Origin of the sequence: Halosimplex halobium, assembly GCF_051414055.1 — an archaeon.
GTDB lineage: Archaea > Halobacteriota > Halobacteria > Halobacteriales > Haloarculaceae > Halosimplex > Halosimplex halobium.
Map to the genome: position 1 here is coordinate 19,095 of NZ_JBLKNX010000021.1, position 17,423 is coordinate 36,517.

General features: G+C 69.0%; 16 protein-coding genes and 1 tRNA gene. 5 read left to right on the forward strand and 12 right to left on the reverse strand.

Annotated elements, in window-relative coordinates:
* Window positions 1-52 precede the first annotated feature (52 nt).
* From ACMGFG_RS19960 to ACMGFG_RS19975, 4 genes are all read left to right on the forward strand, one after another.
* Complete coding sequence (locus ACMGFG_RS19960) at window positions 53-1,753, forward strand: M61 metallopeptidase family protein (protein ID WP_436932068.1); 1,701 nt, start codon at window positions 53-55, stop codon at window positions 1,751-1,753.
* Window positions 1,754-1,841: 88 nt separating this feature from the next.
* Window positions 1,842-2,600, forward strand: coding sequence for a DUF2064 domain-containing protein (locus tag ACMGFG_RS19965; RefSeq protein ID WP_436932069.1), 759 nt, complete (start codon window positions 1,842-1,844; stop codon window positions 2,598-2,600).
* A gap of 94 nt (window positions 2,601-2,694) precedes the next feature.
* Window positions 2,695-2,778, forward strand: a tRNA-Ser gene (locus tag ACMGFG_RS19970).
* Between the two features lie 310 nt (window positions 2,779-3,088).
* Window positions 3,089-4,486: an FAD-dependent oxidoreductase gene (locus ACMGFG_RS19975; protein ID WP_436932070.1), complete on the forward strand. Its 1,398-nt coding sequence runs from the start codon at window positions 3,089-3,091 to the stop codon at window positions 4,484-4,486.
* 6 nt (window positions 4,487-4,492) lie between these two features.
* On the opposite strand, the gene ACMGFG_RS19980 is transcribed toward ACMGFG_RS19975, so the two are convergent.
* Window positions 4,493-4,837, reverse strand: a complete 345-nt coding sequence (locus tag ACMGFG_RS19980; RefSeq protein WP_436932071.1) for a hypothetical protein — start codon at window positions 4,835-4,837, stop codon at window positions 4,493-4,495.
* A 565-nt stretch (window positions 4,838-5,402) separates the two neighbouring features.
* Between ACMGFG_RS19980 and ACMGFG_RS19985 the strand changes: the two genes are divergently transcribed.
* Window positions 5,403-5,567, forward strand: a complete 165-nt coding sequence (locus ACMGFG_RS19985) for a DUF8014 family protein (protein WP_436932072.1) — start codon at window positions 5,403-5,405, stop codon at window positions 5,565-5,567.
* A 54-nt stretch (window positions 5,568-5,621) separates the two neighbouring features.
* Here ACMGFG_RS19985 and ACMGFG_RS19990 read toward each other — a convergent pair whose 3' ends face one another.
* From ACMGFG_RS19990 to ACMGFG_RS20040, 11 genes are all read right to left on the reverse strand, one after another.
* A complete protein-coding gene (locus tag ACMGFG_RS19990) occupies window positions 5,622-5,975 on the reverse strand; it encodes a DUF7344 domain-containing protein (RefSeq protein WP_436932073.1) in 354 nt (117 codons plus the stop codon).
* A gap of 140 nt (window positions 5,976-6,115) precedes the next feature.
* Window positions 6,116-6,847 (reverse strand): GNAT family N-acetyltransferase, encoded by a 732-nt coding sequence (locus ACMGFG_RS19995; RefSeq protein ID WP_436932074.1) that lies wholly within the window; start codon window positions 6,845-6,847, stop codon window positions 6,116-6,118.
* Window positions 6,848-6,935: 88 nt separating this feature from the next.
* A complete protein-coding gene (locus tag ACMGFG_RS20000) occupies window positions 6,936-7,307 on the reverse strand; it encodes a DUF8055 family protein (RefSeq protein ID WP_436932075.1) in 372 nt (123 codons plus the stop codon).
* 39 nt (window positions 7,308-7,346) lie between these two features.
* Window positions 7,347-9,014, reverse strand: a complete 1,668-nt coding sequence (locus tag ACMGFG_RS20005) for an FAD-dependent monooxygenase (protein ID WP_436932076.1) — start codon at window positions 9,012-9,014, stop codon at window positions 7,347-7,349.
* A 2-nt stretch (window positions 9,015-9,016) separates the two neighbouring features.
* Window positions 9,017-10,687: an electron transfer flavoprotein subunit alpha/FixB family protein gene (locus ACMGFG_RS20010; RefSeq protein ID WP_436932077.1), complete on the reverse strand. Its 1,671-nt coding sequence runs from the start codon at window positions 10,685-10,687 to the stop codon at window positions 9,017-9,019.
* Between the two features lie 2 nt (window positions 10,688-10,689).
* Window positions 10,690-11,586: an electron transfer flavoprotein subunit beta/FixA family protein gene (locus ACMGFG_RS20015; protein ID WP_436932078.1), complete on the reverse strand. Its 897-nt coding sequence runs from the start codon at window positions 11,584-11,586 to the stop codon at window positions 10,690-10,692.
* A gap of 241 nt (window positions 11,587-11,827) precedes the next feature.
* Window positions 11,828-12,157, reverse strand: a complete 330-nt coding sequence (locus ACMGFG_RS20020) for a 4Fe-4S dicluster domain-containing protein (RefSeq protein ID WP_436932079.1) — start codon at window positions 12,155-12,157, stop codon at window positions 11,828-11,830.
* 157 nt (window positions 12,158-12,314) lie between these two features.
* Window positions 12,315-12,968 carry a helix-turn-helix domain-containing protein gene (locus tag ACMGFG_RS20025; RefSeq protein ID WP_436932080.1) on the reverse strand — a complete coding sequence of 218 codons (654 nt, stop codon included), beginning with the start codon at window positions 12,966-12,968 and terminating at the stop codon, window positions 12,315-12,317.
* 181 nt (window positions 12,969-13,149) lie between these two features.
* Complete coding sequence (locus ACMGFG_RS20030) at window positions 13,150-14,883, reverse strand: glutamate--tRNA ligase (protein ID WP_436932081.1); 1,734 nt, start codon at window positions 14,881-14,883, stop codon at window positions 13,150-13,152.
* Window positions 14,884-15,018: 135 nt separating this feature from the next.
* Entirely contained in the window at window positions 15,019-16,065 is a 1,047-nt protein-coding gene (gene idsA3, locus ACMGFG_RS20035) for a geranylfarnesyl diphosphate synthase (RefSeq protein ID WP_436932082.1), read from the reverse strand.
* Between the two features lies 1 nt (window position 16,066).
* On the reverse strand, window positions 16,067-17,407 hold the full coding sequence (locus tag ACMGFG_RS20040) for an RNase J family beta-CASP ribonuclease (protein WP_436932083.1): 1,341 nt from the start codon (window positions 17,405-17,407) through the stop codon (window positions 16,067-16,069).
* Window positions 17,408-17,423 lie beyond the last annotated feature (16 nt).

Below are 17,423 nucleotides of genomic sequence, written 5' to 3' on the forward strand. Positions count from 1 at the left end.
CCGGACCGTGCCGCCAGCAGATTTATGCGACGCGCTGTCACACACGGCTAGTGTGTCATCGCGCCGATCGGTCGCCGGGGTCGTGGTCGTGCTCGCGCTCGCGAGCGTCCTCCCGGGACCGGCCGGTGGCGTCCGAACGGACGGCGGACCCGGCGGGCAAGCGCCGCTGGGGGTCGACGGCTCCGGGTGGGCCGGCGACACCGGGTGGATCGGGGACACTGAGTGGCCCGGCGACACCGGGTGGGCGGCCGGTCCGGGATTCGCGGGGTCGCCCGACGAGAACGAAACCGCGCCGGCGGTCGTCCAGACGGTGACCTACAGGCAGGCGCCGAACGCGTCGGGGACGATCGCGGCGACCCAGCGCTACCGGGTCGGGGCGAACGTCTCGGCGCTGGTCGTCTACAACTACACGCGGGGGCGGGTGGTCAACGCGACCGGGTTCGCCGAGCGGTCGAACGGCCGCTGGGTCTGGGACGGGAACACGACCGACCCGTCGGTGCGCCTCCGGGTCGGGGTCAACCGGTCGAGTCGGCAGTTCGGCGGCCTGCGGTGGGTCGACACCGGCGACTGGGCGCTCGCCAACCCCCGGACCGACTTCGCCTACCGCGACGCGGACCGCGACCGGTGGGTGTACTCCTGGGCGTCGAGCGCGCGCGTCGACCGCCGGACCCGCGTCGGGGCCGACCAGCGCGGCTTCGCCGGCCCGTCGATCGTCTACCTCGGCGGGTTCGAGGCGTCGACGGCCAACGCGACCGCCCAGCGGATCAGGCTCGTCCGGCCGGCGACCGCCGAGCTGGCCGACGAGCCCGACCGGGTGCTCCGCGTGCTGTCGGTGGCCGCCGACCAGCTCCGCGTCGGCGCCCGCGACGAGGTCGTCAACGCCTTCGCGGGGCCGCGACCGCTCCGCCACGGGGGGACCGCCGCGCTCGGGTCCGGCGAGCGCCAGGACTTCTGGGTCTCGGCGGGCTCCGACGCCGGCGTCCCGCCGAACACCTGGATCCACGAGTACGTCCACACCCGCCAGTCGTTCGTCCTCGGCCAGGAGATGGCGTGGTTCCGCGAGGCGAGCGCGAGCTACTACGCCGCCGTCCTCTCGGTCCGGGTGCCGCCGACGCGCCCCGGCGAGTTCGACAGGTTCCGCGCGACGCTGGCGAACGAGCGCGGCGCGAACGCGACGCTGTCGGACCGCTCGTCGTGGTCGACCACCTACGTCCCCTACGCGAAGGGCGCCCGCGTCCTCGCCGCGCTCGACGGCCGTATCCGGGCGTCGACCGGCGGAAACCGGACCCTCCAGGCGGTCTTCCGCCGGCTGAACGACCGCGACGGGCTGGTCACCTTCGAGGTGTTCGCCTCGGTCGTCGCCGACGTGAGCGGCGAGTCCCACCGCGAGTGGCTGGACGACCACGTCCGCGGCGGCGCGCCGGTCTCGCCGCCGGCGTCGCCCTACGCCTACACTGCCCCCGGCGGCGACTTCGACGCGGACGGCGACGGCCTGACGGCCGCGGCCGAACGGGCCAACGGGACCCACCCGTTCGTCGCGGACACCGACGGCGACGGCGTCGACGACGGGGTCGAACTCCGCCTCGGGACCGACCCCACCGACCCCTACTCGACGCCCGCCGTCGGGAACGGGACGCTCGGGAACGCGACCGCCGAGGTCGGGATGGCTGGAGGGGCGATCGCCGCGAACGCGACTGCGCGGGAAGCGAGCGCCTCGCCGACGGACGCGGCGGGGAGCGCCGCGGCGGGGTAGCCCCGCGGGGGGGAGTGGGACGGCGCCGTCCCGAACGGGACCGGCCCGGAACGGCGCTTTCAAGGTGCAGTCGGCCCGCGATCCGGGTATGACCACAGTCGCCCTGCTCGTCAGGCCGCCCGAGCCCGGGACCGTCCTCGACCGCCTCGTCGACAGCGGGGCGGTGACCGCCGCGGAGGCGGCCGACCTCTACGCCGCGATGGCCCGCGACGTGGCGGCCGCCGTCCGGGCCAGCGGCGGCGACCTCCTCGTCAACTACCTGCCCGCCGGGGCCGACGACCCGACCGAACCCGCCGGGGACGAGGAGTCGCTGGACGCGGTGCGCTCGATGCTCGGCCCCGCGCTCGACGACCCCGACGCGCCCCGCTACGAGGTGCAGGTCGGCTCGTCGCTGTCGGCCCGGGTCGGCAACACGGTCACCCATCTGCTCGACCGCGAGGAGGTCCGGAGCGCGGCGGTCGTCCGGCCGTCGGCCCCCTTCGTCCAGCGCCGAATCGTCGACAGCGCCGCGATGAAGCTCCGACAGTCCGAGGTCGTTCTCGGCCCGGCGACCGACGGCCGGGTCTCCTACGCCGCGTTCACCGAGCCGGTCGACTTCGAAGACGCGTTCGCCCAGCCGGCGGTCGAGACGCTGACCGACCGCGGTCGCGACGCGGGCCTGGACGTGGACTTCCTGGAGACGCTCCCGGTGGCGGAGACGCCCGGCGGGTTCGCCACGCTGGTCACCCAGCTCCGGGCGCGCCGGCGGGCCGACCTGTGGGTGCCGCCCCACACCGCGGCGGTCGTCGAGGACCTCGGGCTGGTCGCCTCCGCGACCGAGGACGGCCTCGCGGTCGGCCGGGACTGAGCGAACGCGAGGTGCTCGCCGCGGTCGCGAAATGCCCCGCGTCCCCGGGGCTGACCGACAGGCCTTAGGGTCGACGGCGAGAATCCCCGACCGCGGTGGGATAGCGAAGTGGCCTAACGCGCCTGCCTTGAGAGCAGGTGTCCTCACGGACCCAGGGGTTCAAATCCCCTTCCCACCGCTTTCTGTCGCGAACAGATCGGCGAGCACCTCGTGTGCTCGCCAGCGTGAGCGACGACCGCGGCGTCGGGATTCGAATACGGCAGACCGACGGGGGGAAGGTCTGGCATCGAGTTCAAATCCCCTTCCCACCGTGTTCTGCCGTGTCGCTCCCGACGGCGAGCGGCCGCTCTTAGCCCACTCGAATCGCTTCGATCGCCGCGTGAGCCCTTCGGAAGTCGAATCCTGGTTCGACGACCGTCGAGATGGCGGCCGAAAGAAGACGAGTTATGAGGGAGGAGCACACCGGTGGAGATAGCGACCGCGTAACAATGTCAGACAGCTACGATCTGGTCATCGTCGGCGGTGGAATCAGTGGGGCATCGCTTCTGTACACGACGGCGAAGTTCACGGACATCGACTCCATCGCGCTGGTCGAGAAGGAGTCGGAGGTCGCCGCGATCAACTCCCATCGGACGAACAACTCCCAGACGCTGCACTTCGGCGACATCGAGACCAACTACACGCTGGAGAAGGCCCGGGAGGTCAAGGAGGGCGCCGAACTGCTGGCGGGCTACCTCGAACACCACGACCCCGACCGGGAGATGCACTCGAAGCGGTCCAAGATGGTCCTCGGCGTCGGCGAGGAGGAGGTCGCCCAGCTCGACCGCCGCTACGACGAGGAGGGCTTCGGCGACCTGTTCCCGAAGCTCCGGCCGATCGGCCGCGAGGAGATCGCCGACCTCGAACCGAAGGTCGTCGAGGGCCGCGACCCCGACGTGGAGATGCGCGCGCTCCAGACGCCGGACGGCTACGTCGTCGACTACGGGATGACGACGAAGTCGTTCGTCGAGCAGGCGGCCGAAGAGACGAACGTCGACATCTACACCGGGACCGAGGTCACGAGCGTCGAACCGACCCGCGAGGGCTACGAGATCGCGACCTCCGACGGCGACTTCGAGTGCGAGGCGGCCGTCGTCGCCGCCGGCTCCCACAGCCTCCAGATCGCCAAGGAACTCGGCTACGGCCAGGACAAGGTCCTGTTGCCGGTCGCGGGCAGCTTCTTCCTCGCGGACGACCTGCTGAACGGGAAGGTCTACACACTCCAGATGAAGAAGCTCCCCTTCGCCGCGGTCCACGGCGACGCCGACGTCCACGACGGGTCGATCACGCGGTTCGGCCCGACGGCCAAGCTCGTCCCCACGCTGGAGCGGGGCCGGATCTCGACGGTGTCTGACTTCCTCGACGTGTTCGGCCTGAACGCCGCGGCGTTTCTCAGCTACGCGAACATCCTCTCCGACAGGGTACTCCTGCCCTATGTCCTCCGGAACCTCGTCTACGACCTCCCGGAGGTCGGCCCGCGGCAGTTCCTCCCCCACGTCCAGAAGGTCGTCCCGAGCGTCGAACTCGACGACATCGAGCGCGCGGAGGGCTACGGCGGCGTCCGTCCGCAGATCGTCGACACGAGCGAGCGCTCGCTGGACATGGGCGAGGCGAAGATCGTCGGCAAGGACATCATCTTCAACATCACCCCCTCGCCGGGCGCCTCGACCTGCCTGAAGAACGCGATGCGGGACGCCCGCACCGTCGTCGACTTCCTCGACGGTGACTACGCCTTCGACGAGGAGTCGTTCCGCGCCGAGACGATCGGCCACTTCCCGACCGCCGACACCGGCGGCCCGTCGGTCGACGCCGACGGCGCGACCGGCGTCGCCGCCGACGACGACTGAAAATCGCTACTCCTCTCCGTCCTGCAGCTCCCGGATCGCGTCCTCCTGTTCCTTCCGTGCGATCCCGCCGCTCTCGGCGTGGCGCCCGGTGTACTGCGAGTCGGGGATCGCCGACCAGACGGAGCTCCCCCCGGTTTCGGTGGTCCGCGCGAACCACACCGCACAGACGACGAGGTAGGCGAAGACGGCCAGCGCGAGGCTCGGGACGTAGGCGTTCTCGGCCAGTCCCAGGCCCTCGACGAGGAGGTCCAGCAGGGCCGCTACGCCGGTGACGAGGACGCCGCCCAGCAGGAAGAACACCGCGACGACACGGACCCAGCGGGGCACCGAGAGGTCGACTGTTCGGGCCATCGTCGGATGTTCGGTGCGACTGGGAAAAGGTCTTCTGGCCGACCTGTCCGTTCGATTCGACGTGCGAGTGTATCAGTGGTTTCTGTTGGCTGGGTCGTGGAAAGAAGTCGTATCGGAGTGGCCGCGCTCGACGGTGAGCGTTGAAAGCCCTCGGCGCGCTCGCGGTCGCTGAGCGGGATATCCGCGCTCTCCGCACCGCCCACGCGGATAGTGGCCCGCTCAGGCGACTACATAAACGCGAGCGCGCCTCGCCCGTTCAGTCCACCGGGAGAGCACGCTCTCCCGAGCCCGCGCTCACACGGTCGCGCGGACACCAGGGACAGCACCGCACAGCAACCGCGCCGCACCCGCCCCGCACGGCACCGCAGACGGCCACAGACCTCCCCAGCCGATTCGCTCGTTCGTTGCACTCACTCTCTCATCCCTCGCGCGGTGTCGTCGCGCGCATAAAAGCGCGCTCCAGCGCGCGCCGACCACACCGCAGCCGTTCACTGCAACCGCTACGCCTGTACTGAACGTCCCGGAGGCCACCAAAGACTCTGGTGGTGGGGCACGTAGGACGGGTATGGTCGAGTGCGCGGAGGAGGGTTGCGAGGCCGAGGCGGTCGTGGAGTTACACGTCCCCTGGGCCGACAACCGGCGGGTCTGCGCCGGCCACGCGCGGGTGATCGCACGGCAGGATGGTGTGGTCGCGGACCCGCTCGACGGTCAGGAGGACGAGTGGCCCTGAGGGGTGGCGGGGTCGCAAACGGACCGGCGGCGAGCCGGTCGGGCCGAGCCGCTGTCAGTCCGGGCCCGAGGGGCCGCGCATCCACTGGTCCGACCGGTAGGACTGGGCCACGTCGAGACAGCGCTCGACGAGCGGGTGGGGGTCGTAGCTGACGACGCCCTCCTCGCGGTCGAAGTCGACGACGCCGACCTCGTCGAGCTTCGGGAGGTGCTGGTGGTGGAGCGTCGAGCGGAGCACGTCGGCGTCGACCCCACACTCGGTGGCGACCGCCTCGACGAGCGCCGGGAGTTCCAGCGCACCCCGGGGCGCCGTGCGGAGCACCTCGATCACCGCCCGTCGCCGCCGGTCCGCGAGCAACTCGAAGGCCATGTCCAACTCGTCGTCTTCGTCCCCGTCGTCGGCCGTCATCGCCTACGACTTTGTGGAAACGCTGTATAAAAGACTACCGTGCTAACCCGTAGACCGTAGCCGAATCGACAGGACGGCTACTCGGCCGCCGGACGAACGGGCCGTGAACTGCGGGAGCGAGTCACCGACGGGGCCCGACCTCAGACCGTCGTCGCGAGCATGACCTCGTCGAGGTACTCGCCGTCGATCCTGTAGTGGTCCTCGCGGACGGCCTCGACCTCCCAGCCGTGGGCTTCGAGGAAGTCGATGGCGCCCTCGTTGGCGTCGGGGACGCTGTTGTAGATCTTCTCGTAGCCGTTGTCGCTGGCCCACTCGACGCCCCGGTCGAGCAGTTCGCTCCCGATGCCGTGGCCGCGGTACTGTTCGAGGACGCCGACCGTCAGCTCGGCCGTGTGGTCGAGCTTCTCGGTCTCGTGGGTGGTGAGGTTGACCCAGCCGACGACCTCGCCGTCGACGGTGGCGACGAAGAACACCCGCGACTGGAGTTCGTTGTGCCGCAACAGCACATCCTCGGACTCGACCACGTCGGCGACCGTCTCGGCGTCGACGTAGGTGCCGTCGCCGATGGCCTGGCGGATCACGCCCACGAGCCCGGTCAGGTCCTCCTCGCGGGCGCGGCGGATCGTCACCTGGAGCCCGCCCGAGCTGAACTCCGCCTCCAGTTCGTCGTCGTGGGCGATCCGCAGCTCCCCCTCCGACTCCAGCAGGACGCCGTCCCGCTTGAGGATGGCGACGTGGTGGCCGAACGCCCGCGGCTCCATCTCCAGCGCCCGCCGGGCCTTCTGTGGCTTTACCGACCCGTGGCGCTCGACGTAGTCGTAGATGTCGCGCCGGTCGTCGTGGTCGAACGATAGCTCCGCTGTGAGCTCCATGTGGGATGGTACCACTGCACGACACTTAGCGTTTGTCACGGTTGAACGCGATGGACCCGAACAGAGCGGGGTGCGACCGGCAGCGAACTCACCGGCCGTCGCGGTCGGGGACGCCGGTCAGGATCCGGGCCACGTCGACGATGTCGTGGGTGTCGAGCAGCGCCTCGGCCGCGGTCCGGACGGAGTGGTCGGGATCGACCTCGACGCCGTAACAGCGGGCGTACAGTTCGAGGTAGGTGTTCAGCGCCCGTTCGAGCCGCTCGAACTCCGCCTCGCCGAACCGGTCCCACTCGCCCGAACGGGCGTCGACGTAGACGGCGACCGCCTCGCCGACGCCCTCCCGGCAGAACGAGAGCGCGCGCTGCTCGTCGGGCGGGTCGGTCGGCGGGTCGAACGACTCGCGGGCGGTCGCCGCCTCCCCAGCCAGGTCGTCGATCCGGTCGCGGTACTGTGATGGCATGGCGCGTGAGAGAGGATGTGAGAGTCGGAAACGACGGTGTCAGCCCTGTTCGTACTCGACGCCCTTGCCGCCGCGGGGGTGGGTCCAGTCGGTGTCGGCGACGACGGCGCAGGTGCCACACTCGACGCAGGGCTGGGTGTCGAGGCTGACGACGTGCTCCTCGGTGCCGTTGGTCCCGACGTACTCGTCGCGGTAGCAGCCGCCGCCGAAGTCCTTCGCGCTGACCGGACAGGCCGTCACCGCCGTGCCGCTGGCGGCGAAGGCGTTGTCCCGCAGCTCGATGTGGGGGTTGCCCTCGTCGATGTCGTAGGTCAGGTCGCCGATCCGGTCGTCCAGCTCCGGCGGTTCGACCGTGTTGACCCCCTCGACGGGGTCGCCGAGCTCCTCGGCGATGACGGTCGGGACGGTGACGTAGCCCATCCGCGTGTCCGGGAGCATCCCCATCAGGAACGGGGAGTTGAACAGCGACTCGGCCCGGTCCCCGAGCGCCGAGACGGCCGCGCGCCCGACGGCGGAGTCGGCCACGGCGTTCATCGCCGAAGCCACGGGACCGACCTCGCCGAGCTTGCCCAGCGTCCTGTAGCGGGTCGGCCGGAGCTTGTCCATCACACCCTCGTTTTCGAGCTTGCTGACGTAGCGCTCGCCGGCCGCCGACGTATCGCCCCGCGACCTGGCGTCGACGAACGCCTCGGCGGCCAGCGCGCCCGCGGTGACGGCGTGGTTCATCCCCTTGATGATCGGCCCCTGGGCCTGCATCTGCCCGGCCGCGTCCCCCACGAGCAGCAGCCGGTCGCGATACGGGGAGGGGTGGGCCACCTTCTTCGAGTCCGGGACGAGCTTCGCCGAGTACTCCAGCTCCTCGTAGTCGTCGCCGAGCCAGTCCGCGAGCAACGGATGGGTCAGCAGTCCGTCGAGCAACTGCTGGGGCTCGGCGCGCTCGTCGGCGATGGAGTCGAGGTGGAAGACGGTCCCGATCGACAGGGACTGGTCGTTCGTGTAGAGGAACCCGCCGCCCCGCACGTTCTGGAAGAGGTCGCCCGAGAACAGGTGCGCGACGCCCTCCTCGTCGTCGACGTTGAACCGGTCCTCGATGGCGCCGTCGGGCATATCGACGACCGCCTTGACGCCCTGGAACCACTCCTCGGGCTCCTCCCAGTCCATCAGGCCGGCGTCGCGGGCGAGTTCGGAGTTGACGCCGTCCGCGGCGATGACCACGTCCGCCTTGATGGGGTCGAGCTCGTCGCAGGTGACGCCGACGATCTCGGCGCCCTCGCGGAGCAGGCCGTTGACCCGCACCTCCGTCAGGAGGCCGCCGCCCGTCTCGCGGGTCATCTCGTGGACCTCGCGGGCCAGCCAGGAGTCCATCTTCCGGCGGAGCACCGAGTCGGCCCACTCGGTGTCGTGGTGGTGCAGGTCGCCCAGGTCGAACGTCTTGACGTTGCGCCCCGAGATGTTGTGGATGTAGTGGTCAGTCACCTCCCGGTCGCTGGCCTCCTCGCGGAAGCCGGGGAACAGTTCGTCGATGGTGTACGGCGACGACTCCTCGGCGTAGAGCAGTCCGCCGGACACGTTCTTGGAGCCGGCGTCGACACCGCGCTCCAGAACCAGCGTCTCGATACCGTTGCGCGCCAGCGTGGCGGCCGCCGCCGCGCCGCCGGGTCCGGCGCCGACGACGACCGCCTCGTAGTGTTCGTAGTCGTCCGTCATTGTCAGTCGTCGCTCGCCTCCGCGACCGCCGCCGCCAGTTCGCCCGACTCGACCGCCTCGGTCAAGCGGGGGAGCACCTCGAACAGGTCGCCCTCGATGAAGTAGTCGGAGAAGCCGCGGATGTCCGCGTCGGGGTCGGTGTTGACCGCGATGATCGTATCCGACTCGTCCATCCCGACCTTGTGCTGGATCGCCCCTGAGATGCCCGCCGCGATGTACACGTCGGGTTCGACCTCCTGGCCGGACTCGCCGATCTGTCTGTCCTCGCCGATGTAGCTCTCGACGTGGCCCTCGAAGTTGTACGAGGAGGTGATCACGCCCCGCGAGAGGCCAAAGGCGGCGTCGTCGAACGCGTCGACCAGGTCGAGGCCGAGTTCGATCCCCTCGGTCGGGGCGTCGCCGATGCCGCGGCCCATCGCGACGACCACGTCGTGGCCGGTCAGGTCGACGCCCGAGTCGAGCGTGTCGAACTCCGTCACCTCGACCTGGAACCACTCGTCGTCCAGGTCCATCCCGTACTCGACCACCTCGCCCTCGCGCTCGGGGTCGGGATCGGGCAGGTCGAAACTGCCCGGGATGACGGAGGCGCCCTGCGGGTGGAAGTCCCGGAAGGGCTTGTCGATACAGAGGATCGTCGAGTACTCGAACCCGGAGAAATCCGGCCGCTTCATGTGCAGGATGCGGTCGAACTCCTTGCTGTCGCCCGGTTTCCCGGTCTTCGCCGGGTTGGAGATCATCGCCTCCTCGATGTACAGCCCCGAGCAGTCCGAGGCCAGTCCGGAGTCGAGTTCGCCCTGCACGAGCGCCGAGAGGTCGCGGCCGTTGTTCGTCGCCGGGAAGACGGTGTAGCGGGGTTCGTCGTAGTCCTTCCAGTCGACCGCCTCGTGGTCCTCGTCGGCGACCTGCCCGCCAGCGCGGGCCATCGAGCAGAAGACCTCCGTGTACGGCTTGTGTCGGAACCGCTCCAGCCGGTCGTCTTCGAGGTAGACGACCCGGTCCGCACCGTACTCGATGACCTGCTCGGTCAGGTCGCTCACGGAGTCACCGATCAGGACGGCGACCACGTCCTCGGGCTCGCCGTCCTCGTCGCCGCCGTACTCCTCGTTGTAGTCGTCCATCAGCTGGCGGGCCTTGCCGAGCATCTCCATCGACACGTCGATGAGCTCGCCGTGCTGGGTCTCGCAGTAGACCCACATGTCGCGGTACTCGGCGTCTTCGAGGCTCTCGACCCACTGCTTGTCGTTGGTGGGGTGGTCGAGGTCGGGGTGTTTCTCCTCGGGCGGGACGTACTCAAGCTCCTCGCCCTCCTCTTCCTCGCTGCCCTCGACGGACTCGATGCGGTCCTCGATCTGGCCCTTCGCGGTCTTGCGGTCCTGCCCCTCCTTCTCCCGTTCGAGCAGGTCCTCCAGAACCGCCACGTCGTCGATGTCGCGGACCATGTTGGCGATGTCCGCGACGGTCAGCTCTTCGAGGTCGACGGACTCGGGGTCGACCTCGCCGTCGTCGCCCTCGACGGACTCGATGCGGTCCTCGATGAGCGTCTTGACGGGAGCGCGGTCCTCTCCTTCCTCCTCCAGCTCCAGCATCTCCCGCAACTCGTCGGCGTCGTCGACGTCCTTGATCTTCGGGCCCAGTTCGGCGATGTCGTGGTCTGTGGGGTCTATCTCGGGCATGGTCAGTCACCCGCCGCGTACGGCGCAAGTTCGTCGACGACCTGTTCCATCTCGGCGTCGTCGTCGGGGTCGACCACCGTGGCCTCCCGCTCGCTGGGGGCCTTCGGGATGGGGTCGACGCCGGCGACGATGGTGGGCGAGCCGTCGAGCCCGATGTAGTCGGGGTCGAGGTTCAGGTCGGCGTGGTCCCACATCGTGAACCGGTCCCACTCCGCGGGGTCCAGGTCGGAGTCGTCGTCGAGGTACTCGCCGAACTCGTCGGCCCGGTCCTGCGTCGTCTCCCGGAGGTCCTTGTGTTTCAGCCGGTGTTCGGCCCGCCGGTAGGTGGGCTCGAACTCGGGGTCGGCGACGACGAAGGCCGGCAGCGGCGCCTCGACGGTCTCGATCTCCTCCACGTCGCCCTCGACGAGGCGCTTGGCACGGAGGGTGCCTTCCTCCTCGTCGATGTCGAGCGAGATGACGTGTGTCACGAGCGGCATGTCGAGACACCACTCGGTCTGGGGGCCGGTGTGGCCCGTCTCCCCGTCGGCGGTCTTGAAGCCCGCGAACACCAGGTCCGGCGGGTCCTCCAGCTTCTGGATGCCGGTCGCGACGGTCATCGCCGTCGCCCAGGTGTCGGCGGCGCCCATCTCCCGATCCGAGAGCAGGTACAGCTCGTCGGCGTACACGTCCCGCATACCCTCCTGCAGGACCTCCATGTAGCCGGGCGGCCCCATGCTCATCAGCGAGACGGTGCCGCCCCGCCGGACTTTCGTCTGCAGCGCCGCCCTGAGCGCGTGTCTGTCGTTCGGGTTCATCACCGTCGGCGTCTTCCCCCGCTCCAGATGGCCGTCCTCGTCGAACGAGACCTGGCCCTCCCTGAAGTCGGGGACGCCTTTGGTCAGTACGACACTATGCATATTGGTAGCACACAGTTTGGTAGCCGGGGGGACAGTGGGTAAGTTTTTCGTCCACCGAAACTCACTGATTCGGGACGCGTCCCGTGATCGTGATCGGATCCCGAAGACGCGGCTGTGCGGGGCCATTCACGGGTCGGACGACGGGGGCGACGCGACTGACGATGCGGGAATAAAAGTGCGGGACGCGACTACCGGAAAAAGTCCGGGACGTGACGGCGGTCGGCCACCGAGCCGGCGTGTGTCAGATGCGGCCGGCGCGGCCGGGGTCGACGTCGATGGCGTCGACCGGGCAGACGTCGACACAGAGCATACAGTCGATGCACTGGTCCTCGTGGGCGGGGTCGGCCTTGATCTCGCTCTCGGGGTGGTCCGGCGTGTCGACCCACTCGAAGACGTCGACCGGGCAGTCCTCCAGACACGCCCCGTCGGCGAGACAGATGTCGAAGTCGACGGCGACGTGCGTGCCGTGGATGCCCAGCGTCTCCGGTTCGTCGACGGGGCCCCAGACCTTGTGGCCCTCGTGTTCCTCGGCGATCTCGCGGTTGTTCTCGAACTCCGGATCGATGGCCATAGTGTCTACACGGTCCACTCGTGTACACGTAAACCTTGCCCCGACCGACCGCCCGACTGCGCCCCGATCGGTGCGAGCGCCCGTCTCGCGGCCGAACGAGCCCGCGTCGAGCGACCCCGGACGGACGACGGAGTCCCCCGGTCGTTCCCGGGGCCGGTCAGCGGTCCGCGGAGGTGAGGATCGTGTTCGTGACGAGCCTGACGATGGCCCGGCGGAGCCGTTCGGTGACTGCCTGGTCGGAGATGTCCAGTTGCTCGGCCAGCTCGACCGTCGTGCAGTCGCGCGGGATGTCGTAGTACCCCTCCTCGACCGCGAGGACGATCGCCTCCCGCTGGCGCTCGGTCAGCCCGAACCACGGCCCCAGGTCGGGTTTGCTGGGGTTGTACACCCTGATGACCTCGAAGCCGATATCGCCCTCGCGGCACCGCTCCTGGAAGGTCGACATCGCGTCGTGGGAGGGGAACCGCAGCTCGAACCGCCAGGACTCGCCGGTCCCGGTCGCGTTGAGGATGTAGGCGTTGACCCCGCGGATCGCCCGGAAGACGGCGTCGTTCTCGACCGACCACTCGAAGGTGTAGAGGACGCGGTCGTCGTAGGTGTCGATCTGGACGAGGTCGTCGACCGAGGGCGCCTCGAACACCGTCTCCTCGAACGCCTCGAAGTCCGCACCGTAGACCCAGAAGAAGGGAACCGCCCGCTCGCCCGTGGGGACGAGCGACTCCAGCTCGACCGTCCCCGAATCAGATACGTCCATGATACGTCCCAGCTCGAACTCCGTCGCGGGAATGCTAATCTCGGCGATGACGCTCATATAGACAACGCTTCCGTGTTACACGTCCCGCCCGAAAGCGGCCCAGCATGACACATCATGCTGCGTTATCACTCGCGATTCTGCTCCCGTCAGCCGGACCGACAGTCCGGCCGGGCGACCGGAGACAGGGGCCGCGCGACCGGCGGTTCGAGCGCCGACGGCGGGTGGCTGTCGGACCCATTCAGGGATGGGCGTAGTAGGCGACGGCCGGGTCGCCCTCGAGTTCGTCGAGGCGGGCGAACCCGACCCGCTCGAACTGGACCATCTCCCCCTCGTCGTAGTCGCGGACGCCGGGTTCGGCGACGCCGGTCACGTCGCCGTCCATCGTCCGGAGACGCATCCGCGGCCCCTCGGCGGGCGCCCAGTGGACCACGTCCACGTCGCCCTCCCGCACCACGTCGAGGTCGTCGCCCGTCGCGACGAACGCGTCGCCCTCGTAGCGGACACAGCCGTACCCCTTGAGCCACACGCGGTCGCCCTCGGCGGGCAGGTCGGCCGCCTCGACGACTACGCTCCCCTCGACGGGGATCGACCGCCGACCGCGGTCCTCGTGGTTGGGGTGGACGAGCGGTTCGCCGGCGTCCGGGCCGTCCGAGACCGGCAGTTCGACGCTGCCCTCGGTGCCGGGCCCCTCGGAGCGGACGAAGAAGGCGCGGTCGGCCCCCTCGTCGACCAGCTCGCGGTTGTTCGCGTAGATCGACGACATCGCGAGGTCGACGTTCGAGGAGGAGGTCCCCAGTTCGACCATCGCGTCGACGATGGCCTCGCCGCGGATGCCCCGCCGGCGCAGGCTCGCGATGGTGGGCGCGCGCGGGTCGTCCCACCCGGTGAGCTCGCCCGCCTCGATTTTCTCGATGATAGTCGAGGTACTCATCGGCACGTCGTAGGCGTCGATCTGGACGTGGCCCCAGTGGACGACCTCGGGGTACTCCCAGCCGAAGTAGTCGTAGACGAACGCCTGCCGTTTCGCCGAGTCCTGCAGGTCGATCCCGCGGATGATGTGGGTGATGCCCGTGAGGTGGTCGTCGATCCCGCTCTGGAAGTCCAGCATCGGCCAGCAGCGGTACTCGGCGGCCTCCTCGCGCGGGTGCGGCGTGTCGATCATCCGGAAGGCCACGAAGTCCCGCAGCGCGGGGTTCTTGTGCTCGATGTCGGTCTTGACCCGCAGGACCATCTCGCCGCTGTCGTACTCCCCGTCGACCATCGCCTCGAACTCCTCGCGGACCGTCTCGGCGTCCTTGTCGCGGTGCGGGCAGGGCTCGCCCGAGTTCTTCAGCTCCGAGAACTCCTCGCCCGGGCACGAGCAGGTGTACGCCCCACCGAGGTCGATGAGTTCCCGCGCGTGGTCGTAGTAGATATCGAGGCGGTCGCTGGCCCTGATAACCTCGTCCGGCTCGAACCCGAGGTAGTCGATGGCCTCGATGATCTCGTCGTAGGCGTCGGGGTCCGGCCGCTTGGTCTCGGGGTCGGTGTCGTCGAACCGGCAGAGCATCCAGCCGTCGTACAGCTCCTTGTACGTCCCGATGACCGCGGGCATCCGTGCGCTCCCGAGGTGCCACGGTCCGTTCGGGTTCGGGGCGAGGCGCATCCGCACCTCGTCGTACTCCTCGACGTTGGGCAGGTCGGGGAGCGCCTGGTCGTCTTCTTCGTCCTCGGCTTCCAGCTCCTCGACGCGCTCGGGGGCGAGTTCCTCCAGGCGGTCGCGTTTCTCGTCGGCGTCCATCCCGTTGACCCGCTCGACGACCGGCGCCACCACGCCGGCCATCTCGTCGCCGTACTCGCGGAACTCGGGGTATTCGCCCATCAGCGGGCCCATGATGGCCCCGACCTGCGCGTCGCTGTCGTGTTTCAGGGCGTTGTAGAGGGCGTTTACCTCCGCGGCCTCCTCGGCCTGTTCGCGTACGTCGTCGTCCATTGGTGGGAACTTCTGGCCCCCGCGTAAAAACCACGTTGGGTTCGGCCGCGGGTCATACGGATTATTGCAAGCGTTTACTGGGTCGACCGCACGCAGTCGTGCGGTCGATCCCGGACTGTCTTGCAATAATCCGTATCAGTACTCGCGCTCGATGAGGTAGTCGGCGATGTCCTCCAGGCGGGCGCGGGCCTCGTTGTCGGGGAGAACCTGGAGATTGTCTTTGCCGCTGGCGATGAGGTCCCGGGCGGTCTCGCGGGCGTACTGGATCGACCCCGCCTCCCGCAGGCGCTCGACGGCGGCCTCGATCTCGGCCTCGTCGACGGCCTCGACGGAGTCGGTCTCGACGAGGTCGTCCACGTCGACGCCCTGCTCGCGGGCGTGGAGGGTGATCAGCGTCTGTTTGCCCTCGACGAGGTCGGAGCCGCGCTGTTTGCCCAGCTTCTCGCTGGGCGTCGTCAGGTCGAGCAGGTCGTCCTGGATCTGGAACGCGCGGCCCACGTCGAGGCCGTAGCCGTGCAGCGAGTCGACGGTTTCGTCGTCGGCGCCGACGAGCATGGCCGGGATGGCCGCGCTCGCGGCGTACAACACCGCGGTCTTGAGTTCGACCATCTCGAGGTACTCGTCGGTGGCGACGGCGTCGCGGGACTCGAAGTCGATGTCCAGCGACTGCCCCTCGCAGATCTGGGTGCAGGTGGTAGACAGCTCCATCAGCGCGGCGTTAGTGCGCTCGGGGGCGGCGCCGGTCTCGACGAGGTACTCGAAGGCCTTCGAGAAGAGGGTGTCCCCGGCGAGGATCGCCGTCGAGAGGTCGTACTCGCGGTGGACCGACGGGACGCCCCGGCGGAGGTCGTCGTCGTCCATGATGTCGTCGTGGATGAGGGTAAAGGACTGGATGACCTCGACGCCCACCGCGGCCTTGAGTACGTCGACGGTCCCGCCCTCGGCGGGGAACGACCGGTAGTCGGCGGTCTCGGGGTCGACGTCGGCGTCGGCCAGCGACTCCGCGACCAGCAGCAGGACGGTCGGGCGGAGCCGCTTCCCCCCGGCGTCGAGCAGGTACCGCGTCGCCTCGTAGAGCCGCTCGGGCTCGTCGACCGGCAACTCCTCGGGGATGGCGTCGTTGACGCGCTCGCGGCGCGCGGCGATGGCCCGCTCGACGGCCGCCTGGGACTGTCTGCTCATGCTACTCGACCAGCTGGATCAGGTTGCCGTTGCGCGTGACGTGCAGGTCCCGCCCCAGCTTGTACCCCTCGCTCTCGGCCAGGTTGACGTAGTCCGAGAAGCCGGCCATGTCCTGGTGAGCCGGGATGACGTTCTGGGGCTGGAGCGCGTCGAGCATCTCGTAGTGGCCCTCCTTGTTCAGGTGGCCCGAGACGTGGATGTCGTCGTAGATGCGCGCGCCCTGCATCCCCAGCAGCTTCTCGCTCTGGTAGCGCTGGCCCTCGTTGGTGGGCTCGGGGATGACCCGCGCCGAGAAGATCACCTTGTCGCCGTCGTCGATCTCGTAGGGGGTCTCGCCGCGACCCATCCGGGTGAGCATCGCCCGCGGTTCGCCCTGGTGGCCCGTCACGATCGGCAGGAAGTTCTCCTTGCCCTCGTTCATGATCCGCTTGAACGTCCGGTCGACGGACTTGCGGTGGCCGTACATCCCCAGGTCGTCCGGGAAGTCGACGAAGTCAAGCCGCTCGGCGGTGCCGGAGTACTTCTCCATCGACCGGCCCAAAAGCACCGGCTGGCGGCCGATGTCCTCCGCGAACTCGACCAGCGAGGTGACCCGCGCGATGTGGGAGCTGAAGGTCGTCGCGACGATGCCGCCGTCGTAGTCCTCCAGGGAGTACATCACGTCCTTGAGGTGGCGGCGCGCCACCGACTCGGAGGGCGTGCGGCCCTTCTTGCTGGCGTTGGTGCAGTCCTCGATGTAACAGAGGACGCCCTCGCGGCCGATCTCCCGGAACCGCTTCATGTCGATGGGGTCGCCGATGACCGGCGTGTGGTCCATGCGCTTGTCCAGCCCGTAGACGATGGCACCCTCGGGCGTGTGCAGGACCGGGTTGATGGCGTCGATGATGGAGTGGGTGACGTTGACGAACTCGAGTTCGGTCTGGTCGCCGATCTGCATCGTCTCCCCGGCCTCCATCTTCTGGAGGTCGTTCTGGACGCCGAACTTCTCCTCGCTTTTGATCTGCTGTTTGACCAGCTCGATCGTAAAGGGCGTCGCGACGACGGGCGCGTCGTAGCGGTGGGCGAGCTTGGAGATGGCGCCGATGTGGTCGAGGTGACCGTGTGTCGGCACGATGGCCTTCACGTCGCCTTCCAGGTCGGACATGACGCGGTCGTCGGGGATCGCGCCCATGTCGATCAGGTCGAGGCTGTGCATCCGTTCGGTCTCGACGTTGTCGTGGATGAGGACCTTCGAGAGGTTGAGGCCCATGTCGAACACCACGACGTCGTCGCCTGCGCGAACTGCCGTCATCTGGCGGCCGACTTCCTCGTAGCCGCCGATGGTTGCGATTTCGATTTCCATGGTTTGCACTCCGAGG

What these genes read in the sequence shown, in the direction of transcription:
- ACMGFG_RS19965 (WP_436932069.1), top strand. Translation starts at nt 1,842, where the DNA reads ATGACCACAGTCGCCCTGCTCGTCAGGCCGCCCGAGCCCGGGACCGTC.
- ACMGFG_RS19975 (WP_436932070.1), top strand. Translation starts at nt 3,089, where the DNA reads ATGTCAGACAGCTACGATCTGGTCATCGTCGGCGGTGGAATCAGTGGG.
- ACMGFG_RS19980 (WP_436932071.1), bottom strand. Translation starts at nt 4,837, where the DNA reads ATGGCCCGAACAGTCGACCTCTCGGTGCCCCGCTGGGTCCGTGTCGTC.
- ACMGFG_RS19985 (WP_436932072.1), top strand. Translation starts at nt 5,403, where the DNA reads ATGGTCGAGTGCGCGGAGGAGGGTTGCGAGGCCGAGGCGGTCGTGGAG.
- ACMGFG_RS19990 (WP_436932073.1), bottom strand. Translation starts at nt 5,975, where the DNA reads ATGACGGCCGACGACGGGGACGAAGACGACGAGTTGGACATGGCCTTC.
- ACMGFG_RS19995 (WP_436932074.1), bottom strand. Translation starts at nt 6,847, where the DNA reads ATGGAGCTCACAGCGGAGCTATCGTTCGACCACGACGACCGGCGCGAC.
- ACMGFG_RS20000 (WP_436932075.1), bottom strand. Translation starts at nt 7,307, where the DNA reads ATGCCATCACAGTACCGCGACCGGATCGACGACCTGGCTGGGGAGGCG.
- ACMGFG_RS20005 (WP_436932076.1), bottom strand. Translation starts at nt 9,014, where the DNA reads ATGACGGACGACTACGAACACTACGAGGCGGTCGTCGTCGGCGCCGGA.
- ACMGFG_RS20010 (WP_436932077.1), bottom strand. Translation starts at nt 10,687, where the DNA reads ATGCCCGAGATAGACCCCACAGACCACGACATCGCCGAACTGGGCCCG.
- ACMGFG_RS20015 (WP_436932078.1), bottom strand. Translation starts at nt 11,586, where the DNA reads ATGCATAGTGTCGTACTGACCAAAGGCGTCCCCGACTTCAGGGAGGGC.
- ACMGFG_RS20020 (WP_436932079.1), bottom strand. Translation starts at nt 12,157, where the DNA reads ATGGCCATCGATCCGGAGTTCGAGAACAACCGCGAGATCGCCGAGGAA.
- ACMGFG_RS20025 (WP_436932080.1), bottom strand. Translation starts at nt 12,968, where the DNA reads ATGAGCGTCATCGCCGAGATTAGCATTCCCGCGACGGAGTTCGAGCTG.
- ACMGFG_RS20030 (WP_436932081.1), bottom strand. Translation starts at nt 14,883, where the DNA reads ATGGACGACGACGTACGCGAACAGGCCGAGGAGGCCGCGGAGGTAAAC.
- idsA3 (WP_436932082.1), bottom strand. Translation starts at nt 16,065, where the DNA reads ATGAGCAGACAGTCCCAGGCGGCCGTCGAGCGGGCCATCGCCGCGCGC.
- ACMGFG_RS20040 (WP_436932083.1), bottom strand. Translation starts at nt 17,407, where the DNA reads ATGGAAATCGAAATCGCAACCATCGGCGGCTACGAGGAAGTCGGCCGC.